Below are 15369 nucleotides of genomic sequence, written 5' to 3' on the forward strand. Positions count from 1 at the left end.
AACAACTGAAACTATGAAAAAGAGTTTACAAATAGTATTGATATTCTTCATTACTATTCCCACTGTTTATGGGCAATTAAAATTAGTGGATAAGGTCACAGATGGAGACCTTACTTTACCTCATTCAGCTGCTGTTAGCCCAGATAATAATTACATTTATGTAGCATCATTTGAAGGTTTTATTAATATTTATAAAAAAGAACCCTCAGGTGAATTAAGCTTTGTAGATGCATTTAAAGACAAAGATAAACTTAATGGCGCAAACTCATTAATTGTCTCTCCTGATGGTAATTTTTTATATGCCTGTGCTGTAAATACTGGTAATGTTGATGGAAAATTAGTCCTTTTTGATATCAATAAAACAGATGGAAAAATTACTTACAAGGACATCATTGAAAATATTCATGAACCAAACTCTCTCCACTTTAGCCAGGATAAGGATGGGAAATATTTGATTTTAGTAGAAGTAAAAGGCAATAATATTTTGATTTATGAAAGAGATCTAAGTTCTGGTAAACTATCCATTAAAAATACTATAGGTGGATTTAAATTTCCAAGAGAATTAATTATTTCCCCTGACGATAAACATTTATACGTAACTGAAGCTGGAAATAAATCTGTTACCCTGGTTAACAAAAACGCAGATTGGTCTGCTGCTAGTTTTGTAAAACGTTATGATGCAGGAGGTAATGATGCTTCCAGTGATCAGCTGGGCCCATTCGGAGTGGATATTTCTAAGGATGGAAAATTTGTATTTGTTGGTAATAGAAATGATTTTTCTCTTTTATCTTATAGTAGAAGCCCTTCATCTGGTGAATTAATTCAAAAGGATATAGTTGAACACAAAACAAACGATAATTTAGATAGGATTAGAAAAGTATTGGTCTCTCCGATAAGCAATCAAAATTTTGTATATGTTTCAGCAGAATCAAGTAATCGGGTTTCAGTTTATACTTATGATGATAATGGAAATTTTTCCCTGGAACAAGTGGTAATACAAACCATGAATCGACCAATTGACATGGCCATCTCCTCTGATAATAAATATTTATATACATGTGCATTTTCCGAAGGAGCTTTATTTGTTTTTGCCATACCTGAACCCCTGGTAAATGACCCTTCCGTTTCATCCATTACTCCCAATCAGGGTACAATCGGGACAGAAGTTACCATTTCAGGAGAATATTTTGGGACAGATAAGGGAAAAGTCAGTTTTGGGAATATAATTATCGAAGGAAATGCCATTACAGAATGGACCAGAACTTCAATAAAGACTTCTGTTCCTGCAGGAATAAGTGGAAGTGTGGAGGTGAAAATCATTACTTCTGATAGTAAAGAAGCAGTTGCTCCTGAGAAATTCAAAGTGATTTCTGCAATTAATGAAATAGTAAACCCCGCTGCCAAGATTGGAGATGAGGTTACCATTTCGGGTTCGGGGTTTGGTTCTGCCGGACAGGTAAACGTTGGTTCAGTCACAGTTTCCTCTGATCAGGACGGTGTAGTGTGGAGCCAGACTTCTATTAAGCTAAAAGTGCCTGATGGATTAAGCAGTAATGTAAGTGTTACTGTGGAAGTTGACGGGAATAAAAGCGCTGGTAAAACATTAGCAATCATTCCGGAGATTACTAACCTTGATAAAACCAGTGGTTTACCAGGTAATGAGGTCACTTTAACCGGAAACGGTTTTGGAAGTACTCAGGGAAGTAGTGTGGTAAAATTCGGTTCACGGACCGCCTTGATAAAATCTGGCAGTTGGTCACAAAAAGAAATTGTGGCCATTGTTCCAATCAATTTGGAAGGAGAAGTTGATGTTTCTGTAAAAGTAGGAAATCAGACTGGGGTTTTCCCCACTAAATTTAAAGTCACGTTATCCCCATCAATTTCGGATTTTGACCCAAAATCGGGAAGCCCGGGATCAAAATTTACAGTAAGCGGTAATAATTTTGGTATTTTAAATGGAGAATTATTGTTTGGATCTTTAAATGCATCAATTGAAACCTGGACAAATACTTCAATTTCAGGAATTATTCCCAATGAAGCTTTTGGGGATCAGCCTATTACTGTAAAGACTACTAGTGGGCTCTCAGCAAATTCGGGAGCAGTTCTTTATTCAGTAATCCCGCTAATTGATGAAGGTAATTCCGAATTAGAAGATAAAATTGGGGATGATGTCACCATTGTAGGAAAAGGATTTGGAAATACCACAGGTATTGTATCATTTGGAAATTCTCCTGCCACCATTAATAATTGGAGTAATACTTCTATAAATGTAACTGTACCTACTGGCATTCACAATGATGTGAGCTTAAAAGTAGAAGCCTCAAATGCAAAATCAGATGCGGTTACTTTTGGTGTAGTTCCCGAAATTACCGGTATTAAACCTGCTGAGGTCCATGAGGGGCAACAAGTTTCTGTAGAGGGTAGTGGATTTGGACCGGTTGCAGAACAGGGACAGTTACAATTAGCCGGATCTAATATTACCCCAAACTCCTGGGCGGATAATAACATTTCATTTACTGTTCCGGAAGGGACCACACTAGGCAATATTGAGATAAAGGTTATTAGTAATAATGGTAAGGAAGATGCAAATGCTGATTTAAAAATCATCGCGAAACCTGTTACAGGTCCTGAAATCACCGCTATCGATCCAGGAAAAGGCAAAAATGGTTCCCTTGTAAAAATTATGGGGAAACGATTTGGAACTGATAAAGCTACTGTAAAAGTTTCTTTTGGGGAAACCGAGGCAAATATTGAAAATATAACTGATAATGAAATCCAGGTTAAAATACCCGAGAATATAAGTGGGAATATAGAAGTTACTGTAGAAAAAGGTGGAGAATCGAGTAAAGGGGCATTTTCAATTATTCCAACAATAAATAGTCTGAATTTATTGAAAGGGAAACCTGGAGATATGGTAATTGTTAGCGGAAAAGCTTTTGGACCAGCTGCAGGAAGCAATGGATTTGTTAAATTTGGAGATTCAAATGCCGAAATCGCTGATGGAGGCTGGTGGGAAACTGAGGTTAAGGTTATCGTTCCTGATATACCTGAAGGTGTGGTAAATATTGTTGTTTCAGCCTTTAATGGAGAAACTGACACCCTTCCAAATGGCTTTACTGTAGAGGCCAAAGACACCATCATTATTCCACCTGGGGAGAATCCTATTATCAATTTTACTCCAAATGGACTCGTCAACAATGGTTTGAATAGCCTTGCAGTTTCAGCCACATTTGAAGAAAACACGACAATTTCAGAATTAAAATTAATGTACTCAGGTATTCAATTCCCTGATAAATCGGCTTCAAAAACTTTTACAGTAGCCCCCGCTAAAGGCTTGGTCAATGAAACATTTGAGGACCTTCCTTTTGATCAGGACGGGATTGGTATAAAAGTCCAGTTATCTTATTCTGCTAATGGGAAAAACTTCACTACAGACCCAATACCAGTATATAAAAATTTCCCGGACGGAATTACAAAAGATGCCACTGAATTTATTTATGGGACTAAAGAAGATGATTACCAAATAATTGCCTTCCCTCTAAACAGACCCAATCATCAAAGTGTTACCGTTGCTTTGGAAGATGATTTAAAAGCTTATGATAATACGCTTTGGAGGTTATGGCATTACAATAATGGTAATAACATTGAATTTAAAACAGGTTTTACTACCCTGGAACAAGGCAAGGGGTATTGGCTTATTATGAGACATGCAGACTCTGTATTTAGATCAACCAAATCTATTGATACAGGAGAGGGAACAACAGAATTACCAAATGATGAACCTTTTACCATTTCTTTGAAGCAAGGATGGAACCTCATCGGCAACCCTTATACCTTCGATGTAAATTGGACTGACATTGTTAACTTTAATCCTGGATTTTCATCCTCAGAAAACCTTAAAGTATTTAATAGAGGATTTAAGGATGGAGATGTGCTTAAGGCGTTCGAGGGAGGATTTGTTTTTAGTGATGGATCATTTGAATTGAAAATTCCAATTGAGCAAAATATTCCATCAGGAGGAAGAATGGCTAAAGGCCTGGTGGAAAAAAATGCAATAGATCAGGAATCCTGGAAAGTAGATTTAAGTTTAACAGCCGGAGAAATAAAAAATAGTATTGGAGCTTTAGGTATGCATCCATATGCAGAATTAAGCAAGGATAGATATGATCAAATGGCGCTGCCCCGTTTCCTGTCTTATTTAGAAACTAATTTTTCCCATCCGGAATATTTTTTCCCAAGGTTTGCTCAGGACATAGTTTCTACATCTGAGGGACATACATGGGAATTTTCGGTGAATACCAATCATGAATTAAGCCCAACCATCGAAATGAACTGGGACAACTCTTATTTTGGGGATAATGATAAAAGCCTGATTTTGGTAGATTTAGCATCCGGAAAGGTGATTGACATGCGAAAAAATACTCAGCACACCTACCCAAATAGCCCGGAAAGGAAGTTTAAAATTTATTTCGGTGATCAGGACTACATTTCTGATAACCTGAACATGGGCGAAGTCGCCCTTGGTAACGCTTACCCTAATCCTTTAGAGGTTTCTACCAACATTCCATTTGTACTTCCAGGTGCTCAGGAAGAATTTCATGTCACCCTCACCATTTATGATCATTTGGGTAGAGAAGTGAATATGCTTATCGATCAAAAATTCAAATCTGGATTTTACGAAACTACATGGAGCGGAGATGGAACAAATGGAAGTAAAGTTAGCCATGGCCTTTACATTTACCAGCTAAAAGTTTCAGGACAAAATATTGAAAAAATCTACACAAGAAAAATGCTGGTAAAATAGGACGGATCCACTATCAAGTGTTTTCGTGAAAAGGAAAATAAAAAAGGCTGTTGGAGAAATCCAACAGCCTTTTAATTTATTCTAGATCAAAGTAATCAGCTGATTACTTATCCTTATTATCCACTTCCTCAAACTCCACATCAGTAACGTTATCATCTCCCCCTCCTTCTGCATTTGCCTGAGCTCCTGCATCTGGTCCCGGTTCTGCACCTGGTTGTCCACCTGCAGCCGCATTTGGATCTGCACCAGAAGCCTGATACATTTCCTGAGAAGCAGCCTGCCACGCAGCATTAAGGGCTTCCATTCCTTTATCAATTCCTGCAATATCCTTAGCAGTATGCGCAGTTTTCAGGTCAGTAAGTGCTGTTTCAATAGCAGTCTTATTACCTTCAGAAAGCTTATCACCATACTCACTAAGTTGCTTTTCAGTTTGGAAAATCAGAGAATCTGCAGCATTCACCTTTTCAATTTTTTCCTTCTCAGCCTTATCAGCCTCCTCATTGGCTTTAGCCTCATCTCTCATTTTTTGAATTTCTTCATCAGTCAAACCTGAAGAAGCTTCAATTCTAATTTTCTGCTCTCTGTTAGTTCCCTTATCTAAGGCTGAAACATGCAAGATACCATTAGCATCAATGTCGAATGCTACTTCAATTTGAGGAACTCCTCTTGGTGCTGGTGGAATACCATCAAGGTGGAATCTACCGATGGTTTTGTTATCCTTGGCCATTGGTCTTTCACCCTGTAACACATGAATTTCAACAGATGGCTGGTTATCAGCAGCAGTAGAGAATACTTGTGATTTTTTAGTTGGAATTGTAGTATTTGCCTCAATTAATTTGGTAAATACACCACCCATTGTTTCAATACCTAATGAAAGCGGAGTAACATCAAGAAGTAATACATCTTTTACCTCTCCAGTTAAAACACCACCCTGGATTGCAGCACCAATTGCAACTACCTCATCAGGATTAACACCTTTCGATGGTTTTTTTCCAAAGAATTTTTCTACTTCCTCCTGGATTTTTGGAATACGAGTAGATCCACCTACAAGAATCACCTCATCAATATCTGATGCAGTTAAACCAGCATCTTTTAAAGCAAGTTTACAAGGTTCTAAGGTTCTTCTGATCAAATCATCACAAAGCTGCTCAAACTTCGCTCTTGATAGAGACCTTACCAGGTGTTTTGGAATTCCGTCCACCGGCATGATGTACGGAAGATTTATCTCCGTGTTAGAAGAACTAGAAAGCTCTACTTTTGCCTTTTCAGCAGCTTCTTTTAATCTTTGAAGTGCCATAGGATCTTTCCTTAAATCAATTCCTTCGTCAGCTAAAAACTCTTCTGCTAACCAGTTAATAATCTTCTGGTCAAAATCATCACCACCAAGGTGAATATCTCCATTAGTTGATTTTACTTCAAAAACTCCATCTCCTAATTCAAGGATAGAGATATCGAAAGTACCACCACCAAGGTCAAACACCGCAATTTTTTCATCGTGATCTTTTTTATCAAGACCATATGCAAGAGCAGCCGCTGTTGGCTCATTTATAATTCTTTTTACTTCAAGACCGGCAATCTCACCAGCTTCTTTGGTCGCTTGTCTTTCAGCATCATTGAAATATGCAGGAACAGTAACTACAGCTTCAGTCACAGTTGTTCCAAGGTAATCTTCAGCAGTTTGCTTCATTTTTTGAAGTACCATTGCCGAAAGCTCCTGAGGAGTATATTGTCTATCTCCTATTTTTACTCTACTGGTATCGTTGCTTCCTTTTTCTATTTGGTAAGAAACAGTTTTCAATTCATTTCCTACTTCAGAATGCTTTTTACCCATAAACCTTTTTATGGACATAATTGTATTCTGTGGATTGGTGATGGCTTGCCTTTTTGCAGGATCACCTACTTTTCTTTCCCCTTTGCCATTATCCAGGAAAGCAACAATTGAAGGAGTGGTTCTCCTTCCTTCACTGTTAGGTATTACAACCGGCTCATTTCCTTCCATTACAGCCACACAAGAGTTGGTAGTACCTAAATCAATGCCTATTATTTTTCCCATAATCTAATTTTATATTTTACTGTTATAAATTTTCAAACCTTACCTTTGATTTATCAATGCTTATGCCAAGGGTATGATTATGACAGAATGTCACAAAAAATAAAGAGTAAAGAATTTACACTATTTTCTTAAAAAGATTTTCTGACAATCTAAATCAAAATTGAGCTGTAAACTGACAAAATGAGAATTAAAAAGTTTGAAAGGAAAATACCGGCAAAACAATAAGGCTGATGGATAGCTTATTTTTTTAAAATCAATTCTCCGCTTTGGAAAAATATCCCTCAGTTGAGGTTGGGGAGGCTAATAGTGAAAGTAGAACCTTCTCCTACCTGAGACTTAAGATCTATTTTACCGTTTAGCCTGGAAACTGATTCACTTACAATATAAAGGCCCAAACCACTACCCTTTATATCCTGACTTGCACGAAAAAACATTCCGAAAACTTTCTTTCGATGCCCCTCTTTTATCCCAATTCCGTTATCCTCTACCTTTAAAGTAGCTGCCGAGTTACCTACTTCTACGCTTACTTTTACATAAGAATCGGGTTTATGAGGCATGGCATACCGAAAGGCATTTGAAATTAAATTCCCCAGGATTACTTTTAATCGGTTTTTATCAGAAAAGAATAAATAATCCTGATTGACCTCTATGGATAAGGTTACCTGATCCGAGTTTTCTCCATATTCATACTTTTCGGCTAACTCCTCCAACAAAATATTAAAGTCAATATTCTCCTTTTGGATTTCAAGACGAGTGTCCCGGGACAGGTCAATCAGGTCCTGAATGAATTCATTTAATTTGATTACACTTTTTTCTTTGAGTCGAATATATTCCTGGATTTTTTCCACATCAGTTTCCAGTTTTGAAAGCGTAATCAGGCCTAAAATTGAATTAAGAGGAGCCATTAAATCATGCGATACCGAGTATACAAATTGATCAAGTTCTTTATTTACCTTTTCAAGCTCCTGATTTTTTTCCTTAAGGTCGTTTTCTGCTTTTTTCCTTTTTGAAATATCGTTAATCGTAACAATTTTATAGGGTTTGTTGGCTTCGCCCTTAAAAGGAGCACCTGTAATAAATATGTCAAGCTTGTTTCCATTTTTTTGAATGCCCTGGCTCTCAAAAGATAATTTTTCATTTAAATCTTTAAGCTTTTCCATAGCCTTTGAAGCCAAAATTTCATCAAGTTTCCTATTGAGAATTTCCTGCTGGTCATAACCAAACCTCCCACAAAAATATTGATTAACCCGCTCAATTTGCTCATGCTCATTTACCAGTACCATCCCCACATTCATGGCATTAAAAATATTATCAAGCATTTCCTTATTTACCCTTAAGATCTCTGCAGCCTGCTCATTTACCGTAATATCATGAGATATCACGATCACACCGGTAATTTTTTTATTGAGCTTGATGGGAAACACTTTAAACAAAAGGATATTTTCATTGCCTTTTTGATTAATCACCTTATCGATATACTCACAGGATTCTCCGGAAAGGGCCTTATCATATCTTTTTTTCCACAACTCATTCATTAAATTAGATGGGGTAGTCTTAAAAATGTTATCCCCAACATTTATTTTCACATTAAACCTTGCATAATAGACCCTTAGGAAATTTTGATTACAGTCAGTTAACTCATACTTATCGTTGATCAGCCAGATTGTATTATCATTATTTTCCAAAAATGTTTTTAGGTTTAACTGATCCTGCTTTGCCTTCATTTCTCCTTCTTCCCATTGAAACATTTGTTCCCCAGGATTTTCAGTTCTAAGTACCTCATAAACATCCTGCTGAAGTAAATTTGAGGTATTGAACAGGTCAAAAAAAGGATCTTCCGAAGAAATATTTAAGATTTGAGGTTCGAATTCTTGTGACCAGGAAACCCTTCCCAATGTTCCGATTAATTCATTTATCCTTGTACGCTGGTTTTTTTCTATATCCGCTCTTTTCCTTCTTTCTGCTTCCACTAATGTGATTAGTTCCCGCTTGGATAAACGCTCTAAATCTTCCTTGGTCTGCAGCATTGATGCACTTTTGATATCAGTCCCCTGGGCAGCCCCCTTATTTTGAAGACAACAGGCAATTCCTTCATGAATAGATTTTACTGATACTATGGGAGGAGTGTTGTTTTGGGAAAACAACCTGGTAAAAAAAAATTTCACTTTATCAACATTTGAAGAAACTTTGTAAATTGCATTCCAGTGGTTAATAAAAGTTTTATTCGACTTATTAAGTATTTTTTTAAATCCCTTATCAAAAAGATAAAATTCAGAAATATCCGTAATCACATAAACCTGTTCCTTCCCCGCTACGAAAAATACCTTCTCAAAAATATCAATCACTTTTGTGAATAAATTACCCGGAATCCTACCAAAATCTTTAATAAGCAAAATATCCGCACCCAAAAGGAATACATTAATAAAAAAGTTACCTGATTCACTATAAAGATTCCATTCGGGGCGATTTAGCAGGGATATTTTTTTCCCATTCGAGTAAATATGTTTGCGATTGAGCCAACTACTGTCCCATTCCGTATTTATAAATCCACTTCCTGAATCATCAATTAAACTTGCGGAATTTAATTTATATTTTTGAATTTCGGCAGTAGCACCCGCCAGGTCATCGTGAAAGCTAATAGAAAAATTACGGAAAAAGTAAGTAGCCAACCGTATCATATTTAATACATATGAAACCCCTCCAACAACACTGACATGGTCTATCAGATTTTCTTTATCAAGCTTTTTTTCAAATTCGAGAAATAAATTTCTGCCTTTACGGCTAACTCCTTCATATAGCCGTACATCCAGAATAAAATAAATACCGGAAACTTTAAGGTAGGGTTTTATTTCCTTAAGAATTTTTTCCGCAATTACCAAGTCACCCTGCACGGATTGTAAACTTGCAAATCCTTTTCGGGTAATAAGAATGGTATTGCCTCCCAAATCCTCATATTGTACACTATAAGAGCCATTTTCATCTTTGAAAAAAAGCTCTTCTTTGGAAAATGGTAATACAAATTCTTCTTTGGCTTGCACATTCATAATGAAATCATGGAACACCTGGATGGGATAAAACTTCTCATATATTTAGGCTGTAAAAGCCAGCCAAATATTCGAACCTACCCGAATTTAACAAATTGATTTAAGTTATGTACTTACCTCGTCAAATTAGAATTTAGGTATACCTAAAAACATGTCTTAAAAATAGACACAAAAAAGCCTCCATCCAAACCATTGGAAAGAGGCTTTTAAAAACAATGAATACAACTACTCTTCCTTTCCTTCCTCCTTCATAGACTCTAGTTCATCTAAATCTATTTCATCTACCAGGTCCCTTAAATCATCCAGTTCGATTTGTCGCCCACTAATTTCCACTATAAATCTGTCTGCAACAAATAGAGATACTTTTCCGGATTTATCATCGAACCTATATTCTTCATACCCTTTGTAGCCTTTTATTTTGGTGGTCCTTTCCATTTCAGTATCCGATTCCCGGTCAATATCTGCCATCAGCCAGCCTGCTGTCATCATTGCACCTAAACCACCCGATGCCATAAAACCCATGTCTGTAATAGAAATATCAATTTTTTTATCACCATCTTCATATTCCCCTTCGGCTTTTGATACTTTCATTCCCATTGCCCCGGCTTTTTCACCTTCAGCATTGGTTCTTGAGATTCCGGCCAATTCCTCAGGAAGCAATTCCTTCAATTTTCTGAAATCTACAGGTTCCACTTTAGTAATGCCACTTTCTTCAAAAGCATTTTCCATTTCCTTCATGGCATTTTCCATTGCTTTAGCAGGATCTTCTGAATCCAAAGATTCATTTTCCTCCGTATAACTTTTTTCATTTTCGTTTCCATCATTCGATTTCTCACCAGAACATCCCCACATAATGGCAGAAAAAATAAATAGGGTAAAAATTAATCTGAACTGTGTCATAATTCAAGGTTTTAAAATTTAGTTTTCATTTATATTGATCTCAAAAAATAAATTCTACTTCCGTTTGCTCAATAATTTTCTGCTTTTGTTTAAAGTAAAAATATATCCTTTTACTTTGAAGGTAGATTTTTGTCCTGAATTAAGCAAATGAACTACTTACAACTATTTAAAAGTAACCAGCGAATAATCATATTTGGTTTTTTACTCAATTTCTTCTCTAGTTTTGGACAAACCTACGTTCATGCTCAATTTGTCCCCAGTTTTATCCGTGATTTCCAGCTGACCAATACACAATTTGGATTAATATATGCCTTGGCTACCCTGGCAGGGGCATTCTCTTTAATGTATTTCGGGAAATTCATCGACCAGATGGACTTAAAAAAATACGTTTTAATTGTAACAGGGGTTCTAATAATAGCCAGTTTATTTATTCTTTCGGCTCAAAATTTCTGGGTGCTTGGTTTTGGAATTTTTCTTAACCGGCTATCTGGCCAAGGGCTGCTTACCCATATTTCCCTCACTTCCATGGCAAGGTATTTTGAGAAAATGAGGGGCAAAGCACTTAGTTTCGCAGTATTAGGTCATTCCGGAGGCCAGGCTGTTTTCCCTATTCTAATGGCCTTTTTAGTTTCCTGGCTAGGTTGGAGAGAGGCTATAGGGATAGAAATAATATTAATTGTTTTAATTCTCATCCCCTTCATCTTTTTTGTTTTTAGGAAACCTATAGTAATTAAGGAAAGCCTAAATGGAAATAATGAGGAAATTGAATCCACTATAAAGGAAAATGAAGAAATTTCATTTGAAAAATCATGGAAAAGAAGGGAAGTATTTAAAGATATCCGTTTTTTTTTATTTGTATTCAGTGCATTTTCTCTACACTTTTTAGTGACAGGGTTTCATTTTTTTCAGGTAGATATAGCATTATCAAAAGGATGGTCTGAAAACTGGATAGCAGTCTGTTTTATAGTTTATGCCTTTACCAGAGCATTTTCTTCCATTTTCACAGGAATTCTGATCGACAAATTTACAGGGATAAAAATCACTCCGTATTTCCTTATTCCTTTCATTATGGGTTTAATTACAATGATATTTTTCGATCATTTCCTCATTGCTTTTCCCTACCTCATTGGAATGGCTATTTCAACTGGTATGATGGCGAGTTTAAATTCCGCTGTGTTAGCCGAACTTTATGGGGTAAAAACTTTGGGTGCTATTAGGGGACTTTATGGCACATTTGTGATTGCCAGTACTTCCCTAGCCCCTTTTATTATGGGCTACTTAATTGATCAAGGCTTCAGTTTCAACTTTATAATGAAAATGGCATTGATTAGCCTCGGATTAGCCAGTTTATTTAATGTAAAATTATGGATGAGCAAAATGAAATCAACTCCATAATTTTTTCATCAAAACCAATTTTGATTTAATTACCTTACCCTTAGGCTTCGTCCGATTCTTAATGTGGTTTTTCTGGAAATACCATTTAGCCGACAAAGTGTATTGATAGAGGTTCGGTATTTCCTACTGATGACCCAGAGAGAATCTCCACTTCTGATTCTATGGTACTTCGCTGAATTCATTTCAATTAAGCCTTTGTAATGATCAGGAGTAAGGGCAAATTGATTGGAAACAATAAGGGAATCTTTTTCAAAATCATACAAATAGCTTGGATTAAAAGCATAACCTTTATATCTGGTTTCAAAATGTAAATGGGGCCCTGTACTTCTTCCTGTATTTCCACCCAAACCAATTAAATCCCCTGCTTTTACTTCATCCCCAGGCTTCACCAGATATTTTTTCAAATGGCCATAAAGTGTTTCCAAACCATTTTCATGACGCAACATTACATAATATCCATAACCACCATAATTGTATTTTGCTATTCTTACCACACCATCGAAAGCAGCAAATATGGAATCACCAACAGTTAAATCCAGATCGGTGCCATGGTGCCACCTCCACCTTCTCAATCCATATTTTGAATTGATTTCCGTATTTTTTAAAGGAACAGACCAGTTAGTATCCTTAAATAAATTCAGTACAACTGTATCTTTAAAATCAGTCACCTTATAGCCATATGGATCTATATTTTTAGTATCCCAAATCCCAAAATAGTCTGCAGAAGTCAGCCATTTGGTATTAATTACGCTCTGGCTATCCCTGAGCATCACAAATTCAGGTTCAAGACAAGTATCTTTTGGAAGGGCTTTGGGTTTTGGCAGGTCAATTTTAGTGAGCAACTGATATATGGAATCCGAATTTTCCAAAACCAGATTTTCAATCTTATCCTTGTATAAAAAATCTGAGCAATAAGGGTCTTCCTCCATAAACTGGGGAATGATCTCTTCTGCAAGTACTAAAGGAGCCACTTCAAGAGCTACCTTTGTCTGTTTGTTTTTTTTATTTCTTTTCCTTTTCTTCTGTGCCTCCGCATGATGCGATAAAGTTGCCAGAGAAAAAATCATTAGTATAAAAAAGTATCGCATAAAGCCTGTTCTATAACCTTTAAGGTAAATTTACAAGATTTCTAACCTTACCTATATTCCTGAAAACCAAACCATTATCAGTAAGAAATATTGTATGTAATTTAGTTTAGAACTCCCAAATGGTATATTTAGTCGCTCAATTTTCACCCAAAAGTGCTCTATTTATACTTAAATTTCAAGAAAAATGACCAAATTATACTTTGTTAAAAAATTTAACAAAATACAATCTGGTCATTTCCAGGTTCGTACATTTTGTACAGTTAAAAACAGTCAGGAATTATCCTACAGCAAGTTCCTTCTCTGCTAAATACCTTTCGGCATCCAGGGCCGCCATACATCCAGATCCTGCAGCAGTAACCGCCTGTCTGTAAATATTGTCCTGAGCATCTCCTGAAGCAAATACGCCCTCTACATTTGTTCTTGTTGAACCTTTTTCAGTGATGATGTATCCACTCGAATCCAAATCCAGATAATCCTTGAATATATCTGTATTTGGTTTATGCCCAATAGCCACAAAGAAGCCCTGAATAGCAATTTCTGATTTCTCCCCGGTTACATTATTTACAAGTCTTGCTCCTTCTACTTCATCTTTCCCTAAAACCTCCTCAGTACTGGTATTCCAAAGGATTTCAATATTTTCAAGGCTTTGCACCCTTTTCTGCATAATAAGTGAGGCTCTCATTTCATCCCTTCTTACTATCATGTAAACTTTTTTACACAACTTCGCCAAATAACTTGCCTCTTCAGCAGCTGTATCACCTGCACCTACTACTGCCACATCCATTCCTCTAAAAAAGAAACCATCACAAACTGCACAGGCGGAAACTCCTTTACTATTTAATCTCTGCTCTGATTCCAATCCCAGCCATTTGGCAGAAGCACCAGTAGAAATAATTATTGAATCAGCCTCAATTACATCTCCATTATCTACATACACAGTGTGTGGAGGTCCGGAAAAATCAACTTTATTCACATAGCCAAACCTAATATCCGTTCCAAATCTTTTCGCCTGATTCATAAAATCAGTCATCATTTGAGGACCAGTAATCCCTTCAGGATATCCCGGATAGTTTTCAACTTCAGTTGTGATGGTTAATTGGCCACCAGGCTGATCACCCTGATACAAAATCGGCTTTAAACCAGCTCTGGCAGCATATACGGCTGCAGTATAACCAGCAGGACCCGACCCAATTATTAAACATTTTGTTTTTTCCTTTCCCATAATTATCAATTTTTTTATATCTATTTCTTACTATTTTATGCTAAACTTTTGGCTAAACAGATTTTCTAACAAGAAGAAAATTTGTATAGTTCAATTTTAAAAACCTCAAAGATACTCATCGGTATCAATTGCTTCCAAAATATCCGCCAATTCATCAAAATTATTTAAACCTGTTTTTATTTCCTCTGCCCCCTTTAATCCAATTCCCAGGGGTTTTATGGCATCAATAATTTCATTCACATTTTCCTTATTTATCCCAAAACCTATGAAAACATCATATTTAGCAGCCAGTTCTTTCAATAGAATTTTTTTGTCCTCATCCATTTCCTCTGAGGATTCCATCAGAAAAAAAGCTGTTAAATCTGCATATTGACTTAGAAAGGCTGTCAATTCATCCTTCTTTACAAAATCATCCAAATCTACTCTTAAAATTATCGGAATTCCACTTAAAACCAACTGATTAATAAGTCCCGGCTCACCTGTTTCAATAAAATCTAATGAATAATCATCCAGGTTTACCAAATCCAACTGCTCAATTTCACCAGCATAGCTAATTCCTGAGAGCCAACTTGAAATTTCGGAAAAAGTTTCCGGATTGATATAGCCTGGCAAGTTGGGGTCGATAGGCAGCCCGATCATTTCCACACCCATCCCTGCACAATATCTTCCATCGTGCAAATTTTTCACTTCACTTACCTTTACTCTTGTCTTCAGTGCCATTTTCAAAAAAAATTAATATTTGTACTATTCAATTTTGGGTAAAAGTATTTTATGGATCGAAGTTGTTTAAAATTTTCGTTTTAATGCGACAAATGACCCTTTTGAATAATAAGCACCAGTACTCCACACCGGGTACTCCATAC

General features: G+C 36.4%; 8 protein-coding genes. 2 read left to right on the forward strand and 6 right to left on the reverse strand.

The window, feature by feature from the left end:
- Nucleotides 1–13: 13 nt before the first annotated feature.
- Nucleotides 14–4804, forward strand: a complete 4791-nt coding sequence (locus A3EM_RS0101390) for an IPT/TIG domain-containing protein (protein ID WP_020526367.1) — start codon at nucleotides 14–16, stop codon at nucleotides 4802–4804.
- A 103-nt stretch (nucleotides 4805–4907) separates the two neighbouring features.
- On the opposite strand, the gene dnaK is transcribed toward A3EM_RS0101390, so the two are convergent.
- The 3 genes from dnaK to A3EM_RS0101405 all read right to left on the reverse strand — a co-directional run bounded on the left by dnaK (nucleotide 4908) and on the right by A3EM_RS0101405 (nucleotide 10801).
- Nucleotides 4908–6857, reverse strand: coding sequence for a molecular chaperone DnaK (gene dnaK / locus A3EM_RS0101395; protein ID WP_020526368.1), 1950 nt, complete (start codon nucleotides 6855–6857; stop codon nucleotides 4908–4910).
- 281 nt (nucleotides 6858–7138) lie between these two features.
- Entirely contained in the window at nucleotides 7139–9901 is a 2763-nt protein-coding gene (locus A3EM_RS45380; RefSeq protein WP_020526369.1) for an ATP-binding protein, read from the reverse strand.
- 225 nt (nucleotides 9902–10126) lie between these two features.
- Nucleotides 10127–10801 carry a hypothetical protein gene (locus tag A3EM_RS0101405; RefSeq protein WP_020526370.1) on the reverse strand — a complete coding sequence of 225 codons (675 nt, stop codon included), beginning with the start codon at nucleotides 10799–10801 and terminating at the stop codon, nucleotides 10127–10129.
- A gap of 147 nt (nucleotides 10802–10948) precedes the next feature.
- Here A3EM_RS0101405 and A3EM_RS0101410 point away from each other — a divergent pair, with 147 nt between their 5' ends.
- Entirely contained in the window at nucleotides 10949–12196 is a 1248-nt protein-coding gene (locus tag A3EM_RS0101410) for an MFS transporter (protein WP_020526371.1), read from the forward strand.
- Between the two features lie 29 nt (nucleotides 12197–12225).
- On the opposite strand, the gene A3EM_RS41180 is transcribed toward A3EM_RS0101410, so the two are convergent.
- The 3 genes from A3EM_RS41180 to A3EM_RS0101425 form a co-directional block, all read right to left on the reverse strand.
- Complete coding sequence (locus A3EM_RS41180; protein ID WP_083925150.1) at nucleotides 12226–13284, reverse strand: M23 family metallopeptidase; 1059 nt, start codon at nucleotides 13282–13284, stop codon at nucleotides 12226–12228.
- Between the two features lie 277 nt (nucleotides 13285–13561).
- Nucleotides 13562–14506 (reverse strand): thioredoxin-disulfide reductase, encoded by a 945-nt coding sequence (trxB, locus tag A3EM_RS0101420; protein ID WP_020526373.1) that lies wholly within the window; start codon nucleotides 14504–14506, stop codon nucleotides 13562–13564.
- Between the two features lie 105 nt (nucleotides 14507–14611).
- Entirely contained in the window at nucleotides 14612–15226 is a 615-nt protein-coding gene (locus A3EM_RS0101425) for a beta/alpha barrel domain-containing protein (RefSeq protein ID WP_020526374.1), read from the reverse strand.
- Nucleotides 15227–15369 lie beyond the last annotated feature (143 nt).

The organism is Flexithrix dorotheae DSM 6795, from assembly GCF_000379765.1.
Taxonomy (GTDB): Bacteria; Bacteroidota; Bacteroidia; order Cytophagales; family Flammeovirgaceae; genus Flexithrix; species Flexithrix dorotheae.

Bases quoted from the DNA above. Each gene is read 5' to 3' on its own strand.
- A3EM_RS0101390 (WP_020526367.1), top strand. From the start codon at position 14: ATGAAAAAGAGTTTACAAATAGTATTGATATTCTTCATTACTATTCCC.
- A3EM_RS0101425 (WP_020526374.1), bottom strand. From the start codon at position 15,226: ATGGCACTGAAGACAAGAGTAAAGGTAAGTGAAGTGAAAAATTTGCAC.
- A3EM_RS0101405 (WP_020526370.1), bottom strand. From the start codon at position 10,801: ATGACACAGTTCAGATTAATTTTTACCCTATTTATTTTTTCTGCCATT.
- trxB (WP_020526373.1), bottom strand. From the start codon at position 14,506: ATGGGAAAGGAAAAAACAAAATGTTTAATAATTGGGTCGGGTCCTGCT.
- A3EM_RS41180 (WP_083925150.1), bottom strand. From the start codon at position 13,284: ATGCGATACTTTTTTATACTAATGATTTTTTCTCTGGCAACTTTATCG.
- A3EM_RS0101410 (WP_020526371.1), top strand. From the start codon at position 10,949: ATGAACTACTTACAACTATTTAAAAGTAACCAGCGAATAATCATATTT.
- dnaK (WP_020526368.1), bottom strand. From the start codon at position 6,857: ATGGGAAAAATAATAGGCATTGATTTAGGTACTACCAACTCTTGTGTG.
- A3EM_RS45380 (WP_020526369.1), bottom strand. From the start codon at position 9,901: ATGAATGTGCAAGCCAAAGAAGAATTTGTATTACCATTTTCCAAAGAA.